Origin of the sequence: Vogesella indigofera, assembly GCF_028548395.1 — a bacterium.
GTDB lineage: Bacteria > Pseudomonadota > Gammaproteobacteria > Burkholderiales > Chromobacteriaceae > Vogesella > Vogesella indigofera_A.
Genome location: NZ_JAQQLA010000004.1, coordinates 262,288 through 277,299, shown reverse-complemented (window position 1 = coordinate 277,299; position 15,012 = coordinate 262,288). Strand labels below are relative to the sequence as shown.

Below are 15,012 nucleotides of genomic sequence, written 5' to 3'. Positions count from 1 at the left end.
CCTTCGTTAGTATTATGGCGCCTCGCTTGACGGAGAAATGGCCGAGAGGTCGAAGGCACTTCCCTGCTAAGGAAGCATACGGGCTTAAACCTGTATCGAGGGTTCGAATCCCTCTTTCTCCGCCAGCACTGCACCCGTAGCTCAGTTGGATAGAGTATTTGGCTACGAACCAAAGGGTCGGGCGTTCGAATCGCTCCGGGTGCACCATAGTCCCTATAGTTTAGCGGTTAGAACACTGCCCTTTCACGGCGGCGGCCGGGGTTCGATTCCCCGTGGGGACGCCAGGATTCAAGCAAAAACACCACCTTCGGGTGGTGTTTTTGTTTTTTCTGTCGCCGGTGTGTGCTGGCCGGCAAAAAAAAAGCCCACCGTGTCGCGGTGGGCTTTTTGCCGTTTACAGCGGGCTGCGCTTCAGGCAGTTGTCGTAGCGCCAGCCTACGCGTTTGGCAAACCACTCGGTGGTCAGCTTGCGCGTGATCTTCGGGCTGTTCAGGCGGATCTGCGGAAACGCCTCGCGCGCCACCTTGCGCCCCAGCTGCTGGTCGGCCAGCGCCATCACCTTCTGGTACAGCGCGCTCTGGCTGAAGCTGCTGTTCTTTTCCTGCTTCAGGTCGCGCAGGATGGCGCTGTCGCTCAGCCCCAGGCGCTGGCTCATCTGGTACAGCGCGCGTTCGGTGCTGCTGGCCTCGCCGGAGGGCAGGCCGTCGCGGTAGCGCAGCAGGTCGCCATCCGGCGCCAGTTTGCGCCCGCTCAGCTGTGCCACCGCGAGCTGGAAGGCGGCGTTGCGGCTGGAGTAGCGACCGGCGTTGAAATCGGCGAAGCGGTACACCATGTCGCGGTAGCCGGCCGGGTAGTGCAGCAGGTTGGCGGTGCCGAAGTAGATGCCGCCGCGGCGGCTGAACACCTCGTCACGCAGGCTGCCCTGGTAGCGGTAGGGATAGGGCCAGGCGCGGATGTGGCCCTGGGCGAAGTCGACGCTGACCTGCATGGTGCCGGCGGTACGGATCGGGTTCTTCATGCCCACCGGCAGGCCGAGCTTGCCGGCCTCGGCCGCCATGTCCTCGAACAGGTCGTTCATCTGTCGCTCGGTGCGCAGGCTGTCGATACGCGACTTGTAGCTCTCGCCGGTCGGCGACGGTTTCAGCAGCGCCGCCTTCACCAGCGGCAGCGGGATGTGGTAACCGGCGACCTTTTCCTCGATCTTGTTCCACACGATGGCCGGCAGGCCCGGCACCACCGGGTCGGCCTGGAAGGTCGATTCCTGCTCGATCACCGCGATCACCGCGCAGAAGTTCTCCGCCGTCGGCGGCAACTGCAGCGCGCTGATGGCGTTGACGATGTCGTCGCGCCAGCCGCTGCGCGGTTTGACGTAGTCCGGCAGCAGCTTGTCCAGCAGCTGTGCCGGCGGCAGGGTCGCCTTTTTCGGTGGCGTTACGCTGGGCGGGGTGCTGGGGGTGATCACCGGCGCGGTGGCGACCGGTGCCGAGGCCGGCTCGGCCAGGCCGTCCTGCTGGCTGGCCAGCGGGAACGGTGTGGCCACCGGGGCCGGGGTGTGGCTGGCGCAGCCGCCCAGCAGCGACAGCAGGACAACAGGGAAAAACAGCGATCTCATGGCACGGTGTTCCGCTAATCGGCAAAGGGCAGATTCTAGCGTAACTGTCCGCAGTTCAGTCGACGCTGTCGGTGTGCTGGAAGCGGTTGAGGATCTGCTGGTACAGGCCGTTGCCGTTGAGCGTGGCCAACCCACGGTTGAAGCGGTCGCGCAGCGCGGCCGAGCGGAAGGCGACGCGGTAGGGCAGCTTCTCGAACAGCTGGTGGTAGCTGACCGGCTGCACCATCTCGCGGAAATCGCTGACCACGCGCTGGTTCATGTACTTGAAGATGCGCTGGTCGGCGACCACCACGTCGATCAGGTGACGGTACAGCAACCGGTTCTGGTCGACCTGGTTGCCGGTCTCGCCGTAGCGAGGATTGTTCGCCGCCATGCGTGCGAACTCGGCGCCCAAGTACTGCGTCGCCAGCGGAAAGGCGGAGATGCTGTACTTGCCCAGCTCGGCCACCTCGCGCAGCTGCAGGTTGCGGCTGCGCAGGGTGATCGCGACATCCTCGTAGTAGACGTAAGGGTCGGAGTAGGCCGCCTTCAGCCCGGAGTCGGGGCGGATGGTGGCGATGGCGTCGATGCGCGGGTTTTTCAGCGCCAGCGGCAGCCGCTTCTGCGCCATGAACACCGGCTGCATGCCCAGTCCCTCGGCGCGCAGCGCCTCGCGGATGATCTCCACCTCGATGCCGGATGCCTGCTGCGGCATCACGTACGGCTCCAGCGATTCGCCGAAGGCGACGTTCAGCACCTGCGCTGCGGCCAACGTTGGAGACAGGCTCAACAGCACGGCGGGCAGCAGACGGTAAGGGCGGCTCATGGGGTGCATCCTGGGCGAGGTAATGACATTTGCCTGATCGATTGGCCGCGTCAATTGCCGCCGCCACTTCCATGCTACACCTTCTGTCGGCAAGGTGAACGGCCGGCCGTGGCCGTCGCTGGCAGAACAGCCTGTTCTGCGGTGCTCGTAGTGCTGCAAAAGCCGTAACTTTTTTATGGGTATTGCAACGCTATGTCGATGAAAAAAAAGCCTTTTTCAGATGAAAGCCGCGCCGCTTTCTGGCACAATGCGCGGTCTTACACGGAATACCTGCCACGATGACGCTTCCTGCCGCACCACAACCGATCAACAGTTACCGCAAATACTGGGCGCAACGCTTCGGCACCGCGCCCTTCCTGCCGATGAGCCGCGCCGAGATGGACGAGCTGGGCTGGGATTCCTGCGACATCATCATTGTCAGCGGCGACTGCTACATCGACCATCCGAGCTTTGGCATGGCGCTGATCGGACGGCTGCTGGAGGCGCAGGGTTTCCGCGTCGGCATCATCGCGCAGCCGGACTGGAACAGCGCCGATGCCTTCCGCGAGCTGGGCAAGCCCAACCTGTTCTTCGGCGTCACCGCCGGCAACATGGACTCGATGATCAACCGCTACACCGCCGATCGCCGCCCGCGCTCCGACGACGCCTACACCCCGCACGCCGAGGCCAACAAGCGCCCGGACCGCGCGGTGACGGTGTATGCGCAGCGTTGTCGCGAGGCCTATCCCGGCGTCGGCGTGATGATCGGCAGCATCGAGGCCAGCTTGCGCCGTATCGCCCACTACGACTACTGGAGCGAGAAGGTACGCCCGTCGGTGCTGGTGAACTCCAAGGCCGACATCCTGCTGTACGGCAACGCCGAGCGCGCGCTGGTGGAAATCGCCCACCGCGCCTCGCGCGGCGAGAAGCTGTCCGAGATGCGCGACATCCGCGGTACCGCCTTCGTGGTGCCGCACGGCTGGCTGCCGGACGCGGAATGGCAGGAGATGGACTCCAGCGTGGTCGACGTGCCGGGCAAGGTCGATGTCCACCTCAACCCGTACGAAGAGATTCCGGAACAGGCGGCCAAGGCCACCGCCGGCAACGATCCGGCCAAGCCGCAGGTGATCCGCATCGAATCGCGCGAGGAGCGTCTGGCCAAGCGCCGCGCCGAACGCGCCAAGACCGTGATCCGCATCCCGTCCTACGAGGCGGTCGCGCACGACCCGGTACTGTACGCGCACGCCAGCCGCACGCTGCACCTAGAATCCAACCCGGGTAACGCCCGCGCGCTGGTGCAGGGCCACGGCACGCGCGACGTGTGGCTGACGCCGCCGCCGATCCCGCTGAGCACCGAGGAAATGGACTTCGTGTTTGGCGCGCCCTACGCCCGCAATCCGCACCCGAGCTACGGCGATGCGCACATCCCGGCGTGGGAGATGATCAAGTACTCGGTCAACATCATGCGCGGCTGTTTCGGCGGCTGTACCTTCTGCTCGATCACCGAGCACGAGGGCCGCATCATCCAGAGCCGTTCGGAAGAATCGATCCTGAAAGAGATCGAGGAAATCCGCGACAAGACGCCGGGCTTTACCGGCCATATTTCCGATCTCGGCGGCCCGACCGCCAATATGTACCGCCTGTCGTGCAAGGACCCGAAGATCGAGCGTTCCTGTCGCAAGCTGTCCTGTGTCTATCCGGACGTGTGCGAGAACCTCGGCACCGACCACGGCCCGCTGATCCAGCTGTATCGCAAGGCGCGCGCGCTGCCGGGCATCAAGAAGATCAACATCCAGTCCGGCCTGCGCTACGACCTGGCGGTGAAATCGCCGGAGTACATCAAGGAGCTGGTGCAGCACCACGTCGGCGGCTACCTGAAGATCGCGCCGGAGCACACCGAAGAAGGCCCGTTGTCGAAGATGATGAAGCCGGGCATGGGCGCCTACGACAAGTTCAAGGAACTGTTCGAGCGCTTCAGCCGCCAGGCCGGTAAGGAGCAGTACCTGATCCCGTACTTCATCGCCGCCCACCCCGGCACCAGCGACGAAGACATGGTCAACCTGGCGCTGTGGCTGAAGAAGAACAACTTCCGCCTCGACCAGGTGCAGACCTTCACCCCGACGCCGATGGCGATGGCCACCACCATGTGGCACACCCGCCGCAACCCGCTGAAGCGCCTGTCGCGCAGCTCGGAAAAGGTGGACGTGGTGCGCGACGGTTACCGTCGCAAGCTGCACAAGGCACTGCTGCGCTACCACCACCCGGACAACTGGCAGATCATCTACGAGGCGCTGATCGACATGGGGCGCGGCGACCTGATCGGCCACAGCAAACAGTGCCTGATCCCGCCGACGCCGCCGGGCGACAAGGCCGCCGCCGCGCGCCACCGCTTCGGCCAGCAGCCGCTGAGCCGCGGCAAGCCGCAAGGCCAGCGCGCCCCGGCCGGCAGCCCGCGCAGTAGCGGCAAGACCTTCACCGCCAGCGCCAAACCGGCCGCCGCCCGCGCACCGGCCGCCGCCCGCGCACCGGCCGGCAAGCCCGCCGCCGCCAAGCCCAACACCGGCCGTGGCGGTGGTGGCAGCAAACCGGGCAGCAAGGTTGGCCGCAGCCGTTAAGCCTCATTACCACAGCCGCCCTCCGGGGCGGCTTTTTGCTGCCGCGCGCGGCGCACCTTGTCGCCGTGGCACGGTCGAACCCCCATCAACCTTAGAACCTGTTTACGATCTGCTGCCACTGATATCAATGGGGCGATACGGTGTTAAAAACGCCTCGGCATGCTGGTTTATCTCCGGATAAATACCGCTTCCTCAGCCGTTTTTGCCTTGTCTCGCGTGAGCTCGCGAGATCGTAAACAGGTTCTTATAGCCGGAAAGCCAGATCATGCCCCTCATCGCCTTCGATAACAGCTACGCCCGCGACCTGCCGCAACACGCGGTGCCATGGCAACCGGCCACCCCGCCGCAGCCGCAGCTGCTGTACTGGAACGCCGCGCTGGCACAGGACCTGGGGCTGGATAGCGCCGACGTGGCGGCGGAAACGCTGGCCGCGCAGTTCTCCGGCGCACAGCTGCCGGACGGCGCGCAGCCGATCGCGCAGGCCTACGCCGGCCACCAGTTCGGCGGTTATTCGCCGACGCTGGGCGACGGCCGCGCGCTGCTGCTGGGCGAAGTCATCGATTCCCGCGGCCAGCGTCGCGACCTCGCCTTCAAGGGCAGTGGCCGCACCCCGTTCTCGCGTCGCGGTGACGGCAAGGCGGCGGTGGGGCCGATGCTGCGCGAGCTGATCATCGGCGAGGCGATGCAGGCGTTGGCCATCCCTACCACCCGCGCACTGGCGGTGGTGGCCACCGGCGAGAACGTGTCCCGCGAGCGGCCATTGCCCGGCGCGGTGCTGACCCGCGTCGCCGCCAGCCACCTGCGCGTCGGCACCTTCGAGTACTTCGCCAACGGCGAGGACGAGGACGCGCTGCGGCAGCTGGCCGACTACGCCATCCGCCGCCACGATCCGGCGCTGCTGGATGCGGCCAACCCTTATCTTGCCTTCCTCGACGCGGTGTGCCGGCGCCAGGCGCGGCTGATCGCGCAGTGGATGCACGCCGGTTTCATCCACGGCGTGATGAACACCGACAACATGACCATCAGCGGCGAAACCATCGACTACGGCCCGTGCGCGTTCATGGATGCCTATGACCCGGCCACCGTGTTCAGCTCCATCGACGAGCGCGGCCGCTACGCCTACGGGAACCAGCCGGCCATCGCGCAGTGGAACCTGGCGCGGCTGGCGGAAACGCTGCTGCCGCTGCTGGACGCCGAGTCGCAGCAACAGGCAGTGGCGCAGGCCACCGACGTCATCCACCGCTTTGTCGACCATTACCGCGAACAGTGGCTGGCGCAGGCGCGGCACAAGCTTGGCCTGCTCACGGCACAGGACGACGACCAGCAGCTGGCCGACGACTGGCTGGCGCTGCTGCAGGCGCAGCAGGCGGACTTCACCCTCGCCTGGCGCTACCTCGCCGACGCGGTGGACGGCGACGGCGCAAGACTGGCGGCCCAGTTTGCCGATCCGGCCGCGCTGCGGCCGTGGCTCGTGCGCTGGCAGCAACGCCTCGCCGCCGAGCCGCAGCCGGCTGCCACACGCGCCGCCGCCATGCGCGCACTCAACCCGCTGTACATCGCGCGCAATCATCTGGTGGAAGAGGCGCTGGCCGCCGCCAGCGAGCACGGCGACATGAGCCTGACGCTGCGGCTGCTGGACGTATTGGCAGATCCCTACACCGAGCGCGACGGGCTGGAACGCTATGCGCTGCCGGCGGCGCCGGAGCTGGTGGCCGGCTACCGCACCTTCTGCGGCACGTAAACCTGGCCGGCTAACACCAGTTGTCCAGATCAATAAACGAAGGTTGGCCGCAAGCCGTGACCGGCGGCGGCCAGGCCGGGCTGCGCGGGCGGGACATGGTTGTACGGAAGCGGGCGCCAGCCTCGCACCCGGTGGCGGATTGTCGCTAGACTGGCTGCTTCATCACTCCGGGAGTCCGGCCATGTCGCAGCACCGTTTCCAGTTCAGCCTTGGCGCCGATCCGCAGGCGCGCGAAGTCGTCCAGCTGGGCCTCAAGGCCTTCAACGTCGGGCAGATCGGCGACTATGCCTATCAGGACTTCGAGCTGTACGCGCGGGACGAGGGCGGCGCGGTGGTCGGCGGCCTGTTCGGCCACTCCGGCATGGGCTGGCTGTACGTGGACTACCTGTGGCTGGCCGAGGCGCAGCGCGGCGCCGGCTTGGGCGCGCAGTTGATGGCGCAGGTGGAAGACGAGGCGCGCCGTCGTGGCTGCGTCGGCGTGTTCCTGTACACCTACAGCTTTCAGGCGCCGGACTTCTATCACAAGCTGGGCTACCAACTGCTGGGCGTGCTGGACGACTGCCCGCCGGGGCACCAGCGGCTGTATCTGAAAAAGCCGCTGCCGGCGGTCGCCGCGTCGCCCGTGGCCTGAACCGTGTGCGCGTGTAGGCACCACCGGATCAGCGTCGATAGCCGCAAAAAAACAGCAGCCCGCAGGCTGCTGTTCCGGCTGTCGCGGCGTGCCGCTCAGTAGGTGTAAAACATCTGCTGGATTTTCTTGGTGTCGCTGGTTTTGGTCAGCGACAGCATCAGCAGGATGCGGGCTTTCTGCGCATTCAGGGTGTCGGAGACCACAAAGTCTTCCTTGTCGTCGTTCACTTCACCGTTGCGGGCCACGATACCGGCGCCGACGCGCGAGCTGCGTACCACGATCACGCCTTTCTGGCGCGCTTCGCGGAAGGCCGGCAGCATTTGTGCCGCCATGCTGCCGTCACCGACGCCGGCCTGCACGATGCCCTTGGCTCCGGCGGCCACGTTGGCATCCAGCGCCACGCGGTTCATGTTGGCATAGCCGTACACGATGTCGACTTGCGGCAGAGCCTCCAGCTTGCTGACATCAAATTCGGTGTCGGCGGTGTGCTTGCGTACCGGCTGGCGGTAGAAGTGCGGCTTGTTGTCCTGCATGAAGCCGAGGAAGCCCAGATCCGGCGACTTGAAGGTGTCGGTGGTGGAGGTGTTGACCTTGCTGACATCGCGACCGGCGTTGATCTGGTCGTTCAGTGCCACCAGTACCCCCTTGCCGGCAGCGTCCTTGCTGCCGGCCAGCAGCACGGCGTTGTACAGGTTGATCGGGCCGTCGGCACTGATGGCAGTGGACGGGCGCATCGCGCCAACCACGACTACCGGTTTCTTGCTTTTCACGGTCAGGTCGAGGAAGTAGGCGGTTTCTTCAATGGTGTCGGTGCCGTGGGTAATGACCACGCCATCGACGTCTTTCTGTGCCAGCAGTTCGTTGACGCGCTTGGCCAGTTTCAGCCATACCTCGTTGGTCATGCTTTCGCTGGCGATCTGGGCGACCTGCTCGCCGCGCACGTTGGCCGCCTTTTTCAGTTCCGGCACGCCTTCGATCATCTTGTCCACGCCGAGCTTGGCCGCGGAGTAGCCGATGGTGGTGGTGCTGGTGGCGCCGGTACCGGCAATGGTGCCGCCGGTCGCCAGGATCACCACGTTAGGCAGCTTGGCGGCGGTGTCTTCGGCGTGGGCAACCGAAAACAGGGCGGAGCACAGCAGGACGGTGGTGAGGCGGGCGAAATGTTGGCTGGTTTTCATGTCTCGTATTCTCCTTTGGTGGTTTCGTACCCGGGCGCGTACGCATCGGGTTACGGGGGCCGCATGGCGGCTGGGCGGTGATGCCGGTGCCGGCTCTGACGGCCGGTTACCGGGTGTTGGCCCGCCTGTTTCATCGCAATAAGCGCGCCAGATAGGCCGCGAGAGGCCGCTTTATCAAGTGCATGATTTTTATGGCGTTAATTCCGCGCAATCGGCACGCGGGACGGAAATCCGTTTTTGGGGCCATACCGGCAGACCGGAATTCCGAACGCGATCCGTGCCGTACCGCATCGGTCTGCCGTAGCTGGCGTGCTGCGCACTGGCGACAATGCCTTGCCGGCCGGTGCGGCATTGGCAGTAAGATGTCAGCCTCACCTTATCGCCAGGCCCGCCATGATCCTGATCCACACCCCCAGCAGCAAGGAAGTTGCCGCCTACCTCGACCTGTTCCGCACCGCGCTGCCGCAGCATTGCTTCATCAGCCTGGAGGAGATGACACAGCCGGAGGCGGTGCGCTACGTGATTACCTGGGGGCCGCCGCCGGCGCTGTTTGCCGGCCTGCCGAATCTGCAGGCGGTGTTTGCGCTCGGTGCCGGCGTCGACAAGCTGCTGGCGCGTGACGACCTGTCGCCGGTGCTGTCGATCTACCGCCTGCTCGATGGCGGCATGGCACAGCAAATGAGCGAATACATCCGCTTCGGCGTGCTGTCCTATCAGCGGCACATGGATGTCTATCGCCGCCAGCAGGCGGCGGGGGTGTGGAAGATGCTGGCGCCGAAACTGCCGGCGCAAGTGCGCGTCGGCGTGCTGGGGCTGGGCGAGATCGGCAGCGCGGTGGCACAGGCGCTGGCCGCCGACGGTTACCGGGTCAGCGGCTGGAGCCGCTCGCCGCGCCAGGTGCCGGGCGTGGACTGCCTGTTCGGTGACGAGGGACTGGACGAACTCTTGGCCGGCAGCGAAGTGCTGGCCTGCGTGTTGCCGTCGACGCCGCAGACGCAGGGTCTGCTGGATGCGCAAAGGTTGGCCGCACTGCCGCCAGGCGCGATGCTGATCAACGCCGGCCGTGGCGACCTGCTGGACGAGGAGGCGCTACTGGCACTGCTGGATGCCGGCCATCTGCGCTGTGCGCAGCTGGACGTGTTTGCCAGCGAGCCGCTGCCGCACGGTCATCGCCTGTGGCAACACCCGGCGGTGACGGTGACGCCGCACATCGCCGCCATCACCCTGCGCGAGGAAGCCGTGCGCCAGATTGCGGCCAACCTTGAGCGGCTGGCGGCGGGGGACGCGGCGCAGGGACTGGTGCTGCGCGAGCGCGGCTACTGATGGCGCAGCAGATCAGTTGCGACAGCTGCCGTGCTTGTTGTTGCCGGCTGGAGGTGATGCTGATCGCCGGTGACGACGACGTGCCGGACCGCTTCGTCACCCAGGACCAGTGGGGCGGCCACGTGATGCTGCGGCTGGACGACGGCTGGTGTGCGGCGCTGGACCGGCGCACCATGCTGTGCACCATCTACGCGGTGCGGCCGTGGATCTGCGCCGACTATCAGGAAGGCGAACCGGATTGCCTGGAGCAGCGCAAGCTGATCCCGCTTTTCCCGGCGCGCTAGTGGCACCGGCCGCGCCAGCCGGCGGGCGCAGGCCGCGGCCGGACAGCGCTGCGGCCAGGCTTGCGCGCGGGGTCACATCACTGGCGCGTCACGGGCGCACCACGTGCCAGACATTGCCGATATTGTCGCCCATGGCATCGCCCGGCCTCTGGTCGCCGGACCAGAAGTACAGCGGCTTGCCGCGATAGGTCCATTGCCGGCTGCCGTCGTTGCGGTTGCTGAGGCCGTAGTCGCCGCTGGCGCTGGCGCCGGGCGGGGCGAGGTAGGGTGGCCACTTCATCGCACAGTCGCCGTAGCACACGCTGCTGCCGGCCTGATCCCTGTCAAAGCTGTACAGCGTTTTGCCGCCGTGCGCCATCAGCATGCCGCCGCGGAACATCGCCGGCGGCATCATCGCCATGCCGCTATGCATGCCGTCGTGTTGCATCATCGCGCCATCCTGCGGCATGGACATGCCGCCCTGCGCGTGGCGAGGGCCGTGACCGTAGCCGCCGCAGCCTGCCAGCAGCGACAGCGCCATGGCGGCCATGAGTAGAGGAGAGTTCATCGTCGATTCCTTTCCGGAAGTGTGGCAAGAGCCTCCCTTACCATAGCCCATGGCTGCGGCGTTGTCGGGCGATGACACGGTGTGGTGGCGGCTAGCCAGTGTCGGCGCCGGCGGCGTAACATCGTCGCATCGTCATGTTCTTGCCGGTGCCGCACATGTCCCTTCTTCCGCTCTATGCCCGGCTGCAGCAGCAGTTGCCGGCGGGCAGCGCTCTCACCCTGTTGCAGCTGGATGGCGACGAAACCCGGCTGGCCACTGGCCGCGGCAGCGAGGCGCCGCGGCTGCTGAGCCTGCCGCTAGGCTACCGCCGCACCGCGCAGCAGCACTTCCGCCACCAGCCACCGACGGCGGCGGAAATCGAGCTGGCGATCATGACGGTAGAGGATGCGCTGGCGCCGGCACGGGCGCAGCTGGCACCGGCGTCGCTGCTCTACAGCCAGGATGGCGCGCTGCGGGCGCTGGCCGCCCATGCCGGCGTACAGGGCAGCGGCACGCTGCTGCTGTCCACCGCGCAGCTGGAGTTCACCTTCGGCCGTTTTGCCGAGGTGGTGCAGGGGCGTCCGGCGGCGCTGGAGGGGCTGCCGACGGACGGCGAGTTTGCCGCCCGGCTGCTGATCCTGCGCGAGCTGAGCCACCATCTCGGCTTTGACGGCATCCACCTGCTGCCGGAGCGTTAGCTTTACCTTATCGCTTTACTCAACTACGCCGGGTCTCTTGAGCGTCGCCACCACGGGGTGGGCTGGCGCTGTGGGTTGTTGCCGATGAAACGTTAGGAGTCCCTATGTCTAAATGCATCGTTTTAGTTCCGAGTGCACCTTACTCTGACGAGAGTGAAGCGTTTTTGCGTTCACTTTTGGCGGAAGCGCCTGACCTGTTATCTGTTGTCGGTCCATACGCGGGGAGTTGGGAAGATGGGGTGGATTGGCTGTGTGTGAAGCTGGAGGTGCGTGAAAATACTGAGGCTTTCTGTATCACCACGGCGCATATTGATGACCGGTTTGAAGACGTGCTGGCTTTTGCAAATCAATGGTGCGAGCTGAAAGGGTGGCAACACGATGTCCGCGTTGTTAGAACCTAATCTTTGGGCCAAGCGGAATTCCGCATGACAAGTTGGCCCGTAGTGCTTATCTCCGACGATAAACGACATCAAGGTTGGCCGCATTGTGGCGAAAAGCGCGTGATACAGAGTGGGCGCGTTTTCAGCCCTGCGGACTCAGTCGCCGCGCTAGCAACCGCGCGCGGGCATGGTCGTAGCACCAGTTGAAGACGTAAGTGTAGGGCAGGAAGAACAGCAGGATGCCGACATCGAGCAAAAACGCCTGCCAGTAGCTGATCGCCATCCACCACGCCGCCACCGGCACGCACAGGAATACCAGCCCGCCCTCGAAGGCGATGGCGTGCACGCTGCGCACCAGCGGCGTGCGCTGCCAGCCGGCGCGCCGCTCCAGCCGTTCGAACAGCGCGTTGAACAGCATGTTCCAGCTCATCGCGATGCTGGACATCAGCAGCGCCAGCACGCCAACGTGGCCGAGGCCGGCATCCAGCAGCCAGCTGCCCAGCGGCACCAGCAGCGCCATCGCGCACACCTCGTACAGCACGGCATGCAACAGCCGTTCACGCAGCGTCTTGTCGGGGGTCATCATTGCGGCCAACCTTTCTTTTGCTATCGGATTGACGGCCAGTGTGATAGGTTTTTCTGCCTGATAACAGCTAGCATCCATCGGAGAAACCGATATGTTCATCTCTGCTGACGCGATCGCCGCGTTCGTGCTGGCCGCGGAGCTGGGTTCGTTCTCGGCTGCGGCGCGGCGGCTGGGCAAGCGCCAGTCCACCATCAGCGAGACCATCGCCAACCTGGAGATCGACCTCGGCGTCACGCTGTTCGAGCGTGGCGGGCGCCAGCCGCAGCTCACCGCCGCCGGGCAGCGGCTGCTGCCGGCGGCGCGGCAGACGCTGGCGGCGCAGGACAGCCTGCAGCTGGAGGCGCAACTGCTGGCCGGCGGGCTGGAGCCGCGGCTGACGCTGGTGCTGTCGGATACCTTTCACACCGGCGATTTTGAGGCGATGCTGTCCGAGTTTGCCGAGCGCTTTCCGACGCTGGAGCTGGAGTGCCTGGTCGGCGAGCAGGAGGACGTGCTGGCGCTGCTGCAGAGCGGCCGCGCGCAGCTGGGCCTGCTCACCGCGCTGGCCGGCTACCCGGCCGACATTGCCAGCTGCAGTCTGCCGCGGCCGGCCGACACCGCGCTGTATGTCGCGGCCGGCCACGCGCTGGCGCGGCTGGACACGGTGACGGCGGCGGCGCTGCGCCAGCATCGCGAGCTGCGGCTGAAGACCTATCAGGACAGCCCGGTAGCGGACAATGGCGGCCTGTGCTGGTCGGCGCCCAGCTATCTGCTGCTGATGGAAATGGCACTGCACGGCTTCGGCTGGGCCGAGCTGCCGGACTGGCTGGTGGCGCGCTACGGCGCCGGCCTGCAGATGCTGCCGGTGGCCGGCTGGCCGCGGCGGCAGCGCATCGACGCGGTGTGGGCGCGGCCGCGGCCGCTGGGTGCCGCCGCGGCGTGGGTGTTGCAGCGTTTGCTCACGCCACCCGCGGCTTGATGCAGTGCGGCCAACCTCGCGGGATGGCGTCCAGCAGCTGGCGGGTGTACGGGTGCTGCGGTGCGGCGTACAGCGTGTCGGCGTCGGCCAGCTCCACGCAGCGGCCGTGCTGCATCACCAGCACCTGGTCGGACAGGTGCTTCACCACCGCCAGGTCGTGCGAGATGAACAGGTAGGACAACCCCAGCTCGTCCTGTAGCGACTGCAGCAGGTTGAGCACCTGTGCCTGCACCGACACGTCCAGCGCCGACACCGATTCGTCGCAGATCAGGATTTCCGGGTGCATGGTCAGGCAGCGCGCGATGGCGATGCGCTGGCGCTGGCCGCCGGAAAACTCGTGCGGATACTTGGCCAGTGCCTTGCGCGGCAGCCCGACGTGTTCCAGCCAGTCGCCGGCCAGCTGCAGGCGCTCCTCGGCATCGCAGCCGATACCGTGCAGCAGCATCGGCTCGGTCAGGATCTGCGCCACGGAGAAGCGCGGGTTGAGCGAGGCGTACGGGTTCTGGAACACGATCTGGATGCGGCGCTTGTAGGCGCGCAGCTGGCGCGGCGTCAGCGCCAGCATGTCCTCGCCCTCGAACAGCACCCGCCCGGCGCTGGCCTGCTGCAGCCGCATCAGCGCCAACCCCAGCGTGCTCTTGCCGGAGCCGGATTCGCCGACGATGCCCAGCGTGCGGCCGCGCATCAGCGTGAACGACACCTCGTCCACCGCGCGCTGGCTGTGGCGACCGCCAAACCAGCTGTGGCGGCTGTGGTAGTCGACGCAGAGGCCCTGTACCTCCAGGATCACGCGGTCGTCCGCCTGGTAGCCGCGCTGGCGTTGCGGCGGCTCGAAGTAGCAGCTGTCGCCGAGGAAGTCCTTGATCACCGGCAGCCGTGCCGGGCGCTGCGCCAGGTGCGGGCGGCAGCGCAGCAGCGCCTTGGTGTAGGCGTCCTGCGGTGCCTCGAAGATCTGCTGCACCGGCGCGTGTTCGTGGATGCTGCCGTGGTGCATCACCACCACCTCGTCGGCGAACTGGCCGACCAGCTCCAGATCGTGGCTGATGAACAGCACCGCCATGCCGTGCTTTTTCTGCAGCCCGGCCAACAGTTGCAGGATTTGCTGCTGGATGGTGACGTCCAGCGCGGTGGTCGGTTCGTCGGCGATCAACAGCTTCGGCTCGCAGGCGATGGCCATCGCGATCATCACCCGCTGCTGCTGGCCGCCGGACAGCTGGTGCGGGTAGCTGCTCATCTTGCGGTCCGGCGTCGGCAGGCCGACTTCCTTCAGCAGCGCCACCGCGCGCTGGTACGCGGCCTTGCGGCCAACCCTGGTGTGCAGCATCAGCGTCTCGATGATCTGCTCGCCGACGCTGAATACCGGGTTGAGCGAGCTCATCGGCTCCTGGAACACCATGGCGATGTCGCCGCCGCGCAGGCAGCGCATCTCGCGGCGGCTGGCGGTGAGCAGGTTGCGTCCGTCGAACAGGATCTCGCTGCCGGCATCGATGTGGCAGCCGTGCTCCGGCAGTAGCCGGGTGATCGCCATCGCGGTCACCGACTTGCCGGAGCCGGATTCACCGACCAGCGCCACGGTCTTGCCGGCCGGGATGTCGAAGCTGATGCCTTTCACCGCTTCGGCGCCGTGGCCGTGTTCGTCGCGGAAGCTGACGCACAGCTTGCGCACGCTGAGCAGGGGCGGGGTGGGGTTCACGAT

General features: G+C 66.3%; 14 protein-coding genes and 3 tRNA genes. 11 read left to right on the top strand and 6 right to left on the bottom strand.

What is annotated here, in order from left to right; all coding sequences use genetic code 11:
* Positions 1–31: 31 nt before the first annotated feature.
* The 3 genes from PQU89_RS07035 (at position 32) to PQU89_RS07025 (ending at position 284) form a co-directional block, all read left to right on the top strand.
* A tRNA-Ser gene (locus PQU89_RS07035) sits at positions 32–125 on the top strand.
* A gap of 5 nt (positions 126–130) precedes the next feature.
* Positions 131–207, top strand: a tRNA-Arg gene (locus PQU89_RS07030).
* A 2-nt stretch (positions 208–209) separates the two neighbouring features.
* Positions 210–284, top strand: a tRNA-Glu gene (locus tag PQU89_RS07025).
* Positions 285–394: 110 nt separating this feature from the next.
* Here PQU89_RS07025 and PQU89_RS07020 read toward each other — a convergent pair.
* Together PQU89_RS07020 and PQU89_RS07015 are read right to left on the bottom strand one after the other, a co-directional pair.
* Positions 395–1,612: a DUF1615 domain-containing protein gene (locus PQU89_RS07020; protein WP_272765210.1), complete on the bottom strand. Its 1,218-nt coding sequence runs from the start codon at positions 1,610–1,612 to the stop codon at positions 395–397.
* A gap of 55 nt (positions 1,613–1,667) precedes the next feature.
* Positions 1,668–2,417 (bottom strand): substrate-binding periplasmic protein, encoded by a 750-nt coding sequence (locus PQU89_RS07015; protein ID WP_272765209.1) that lies wholly within the window; start codon positions 2,415–2,417, stop codon positions 1,668–1,670.
* A gap of 278 nt (positions 2,418–2,695) precedes the next feature.
* Here PQU89_RS07015 and PQU89_RS07010 point away from each other — a divergent pair, with 278 nt between their 5' ends.
* The 3 genes from PQU89_RS07010 (at position 2,696) to PQU89_RS07000 (ending at position 7,383) form a co-directional block, all read left to right on the top strand.
* Positions 2,696–5,011, top strand: coding sequence for a YgiQ family radical SAM protein (locus PQU89_RS07010; protein WP_272765208.1), 2,316 nt, complete (start codon positions 2,696–2,698; stop codon positions 5,009–5,011).
* Between the two features lie 265 nt (positions 5,012–5,276).
* Complete coding sequence (locus tag PQU89_RS07005; RefSeq protein WP_272765207.1) at positions 5,277–6,752, top strand: protein adenylyltransferase SelO; 1,476 nt, start codon at positions 5,277–5,279, stop codon at positions 6,750–6,752.
* A gap of 181 nt (positions 6,753–6,933) precedes the next feature.
* The gene (locus PQU89_RS07000; RefSeq protein WP_272765206.1) at positions 6,934–7,383 is read left to right on the top strand and encodes a GNAT family N-acetyltransferase; all 450 of its coding nucleotides are present in this window, start codon (positions 6,934–6,936) and stop codon (positions 7,381–7,383) included.
* 95 nt (positions 7,384–7,478) lie between these two features.
* Here the strand turns inward: PQU89_RS07000 and PQU89_RS06995 are convergent, their stop codons facing one another.
* Complete coding sequence (locus tag PQU89_RS06995; RefSeq protein ID WP_272765205.1) at positions 7,479–8,561, bottom strand: type II asparaginase; 1,083 nt, start codon at positions 8,559–8,561, stop codon at positions 7,479–7,481.
* A gap of 393 nt (positions 8,562–8,954) precedes the next feature.
* On the opposite strand from PQU89_RS06995, the gene PQU89_RS06990 reads away from it, so the two are divergent.
* Positions 8,955–9,884: a 2-hydroxyacid dehydrogenase gene (locus PQU89_RS06990; protein WP_272765204.1), complete on the top strand. Its 930-nt coding sequence runs from the start codon at positions 8,955–8,957 to the stop codon at positions 9,882–9,884.
* Positions 9,884–10,168 (top strand): YkgJ family cysteine cluster protein, encoded by a 285-nt coding sequence (locus PQU89_RS06985; protein ID WP_272765203.1) that lies wholly within the window; start codon positions 9,884–9,886, stop codon positions 10,166–10,168. Before PQU89_RS06990 ends, PQU89_RS06985 begins: the two co-directional genes overlap by 1 nt.
* An 88-nt stretch (positions 10,169–10,256) precedes the next feature.
* On the opposite strand, the gene PQU89_RS06980 is transcribed toward PQU89_RS06985, so the two are convergent.
* Entirely contained in the window at positions 10,257–10,715 is a 459-nt protein-coding gene (locus tag PQU89_RS06980) for a COG4315 family predicted lipoprotein (RefSeq protein WP_272765202.1), read from the bottom strand.
* A 155-nt stretch (positions 10,716–10,870) separates the two neighbouring features.
* On the opposite strand from PQU89_RS06980, the gene PQU89_RS06975 reads away from it, so the two are divergent.
* Both PQU89_RS06975 and PQU89_RS06970 read left to right on the top strand, forming a co-directional pair.
* Positions 10,871–11,392: a hypothetical protein gene (locus PQU89_RS06975; RefSeq protein ID WP_272765201.1), complete on the top strand. Its 522-nt coding sequence runs from the start codon at positions 10,871–10,873 to the stop codon at positions 11,390–11,392.
* Positions 11,393–11,496: 104 nt separating this feature from the next.
* Positions 11,497–11,793: a DUF7684 family protein gene (locus PQU89_RS06970; protein ID WP_272765200.1), complete on the top strand. Its 297-nt coding sequence runs from the start codon at positions 11,497–11,499 to the stop codon at positions 11,791–11,793.
* A gap of 121 nt (positions 11,794–11,914) precedes the next feature.
* On the opposite strand, the gene PQU89_RS06965 is transcribed toward PQU89_RS06970, so the two are convergent.
* Entirely contained in the window at positions 11,915–12,358 is a 444-nt protein-coding gene (locus PQU89_RS06965; protein WP_047966675.1) for a multidrug/biocide efflux PACE transporter, read from the bottom strand.
* Positions 12,359–12,449: 91 nt separating this feature from the next.
* Between PQU89_RS06965 and PQU89_RS06960 the strand changes: the two genes are divergently transcribed.
* Positions 12,450–13,316 carry a LysR family transcriptional regulator gene (locus tag PQU89_RS06960; protein WP_272765199.1) on the top strand — a complete coding sequence of 289 codons (867 nt, stop codon included), beginning with the start codon at positions 12,450–12,452 and terminating at the stop codon, positions 13,314–13,316.
* On the opposite strand, the gene PQU89_RS06955 is transcribed toward PQU89_RS06960, so the two are convergent.
* Positions 13,297–15,009 carry an ABC transporter ATP-binding protein gene (locus PQU89_RS06955; protein ID WP_272765198.1) on the bottom strand — a complete coding sequence of 571 codons (1,713 nt, stop codon included), beginning with the start codon at positions 15,007–15,009 and terminating at the stop codon, positions 13,297–13,299. The genes PQU89_RS06960 and PQU89_RS06955 overlap by 20 nt on opposite strands.
* Positions 15,010–15,012: the final 3 nt, after the last annotated feature.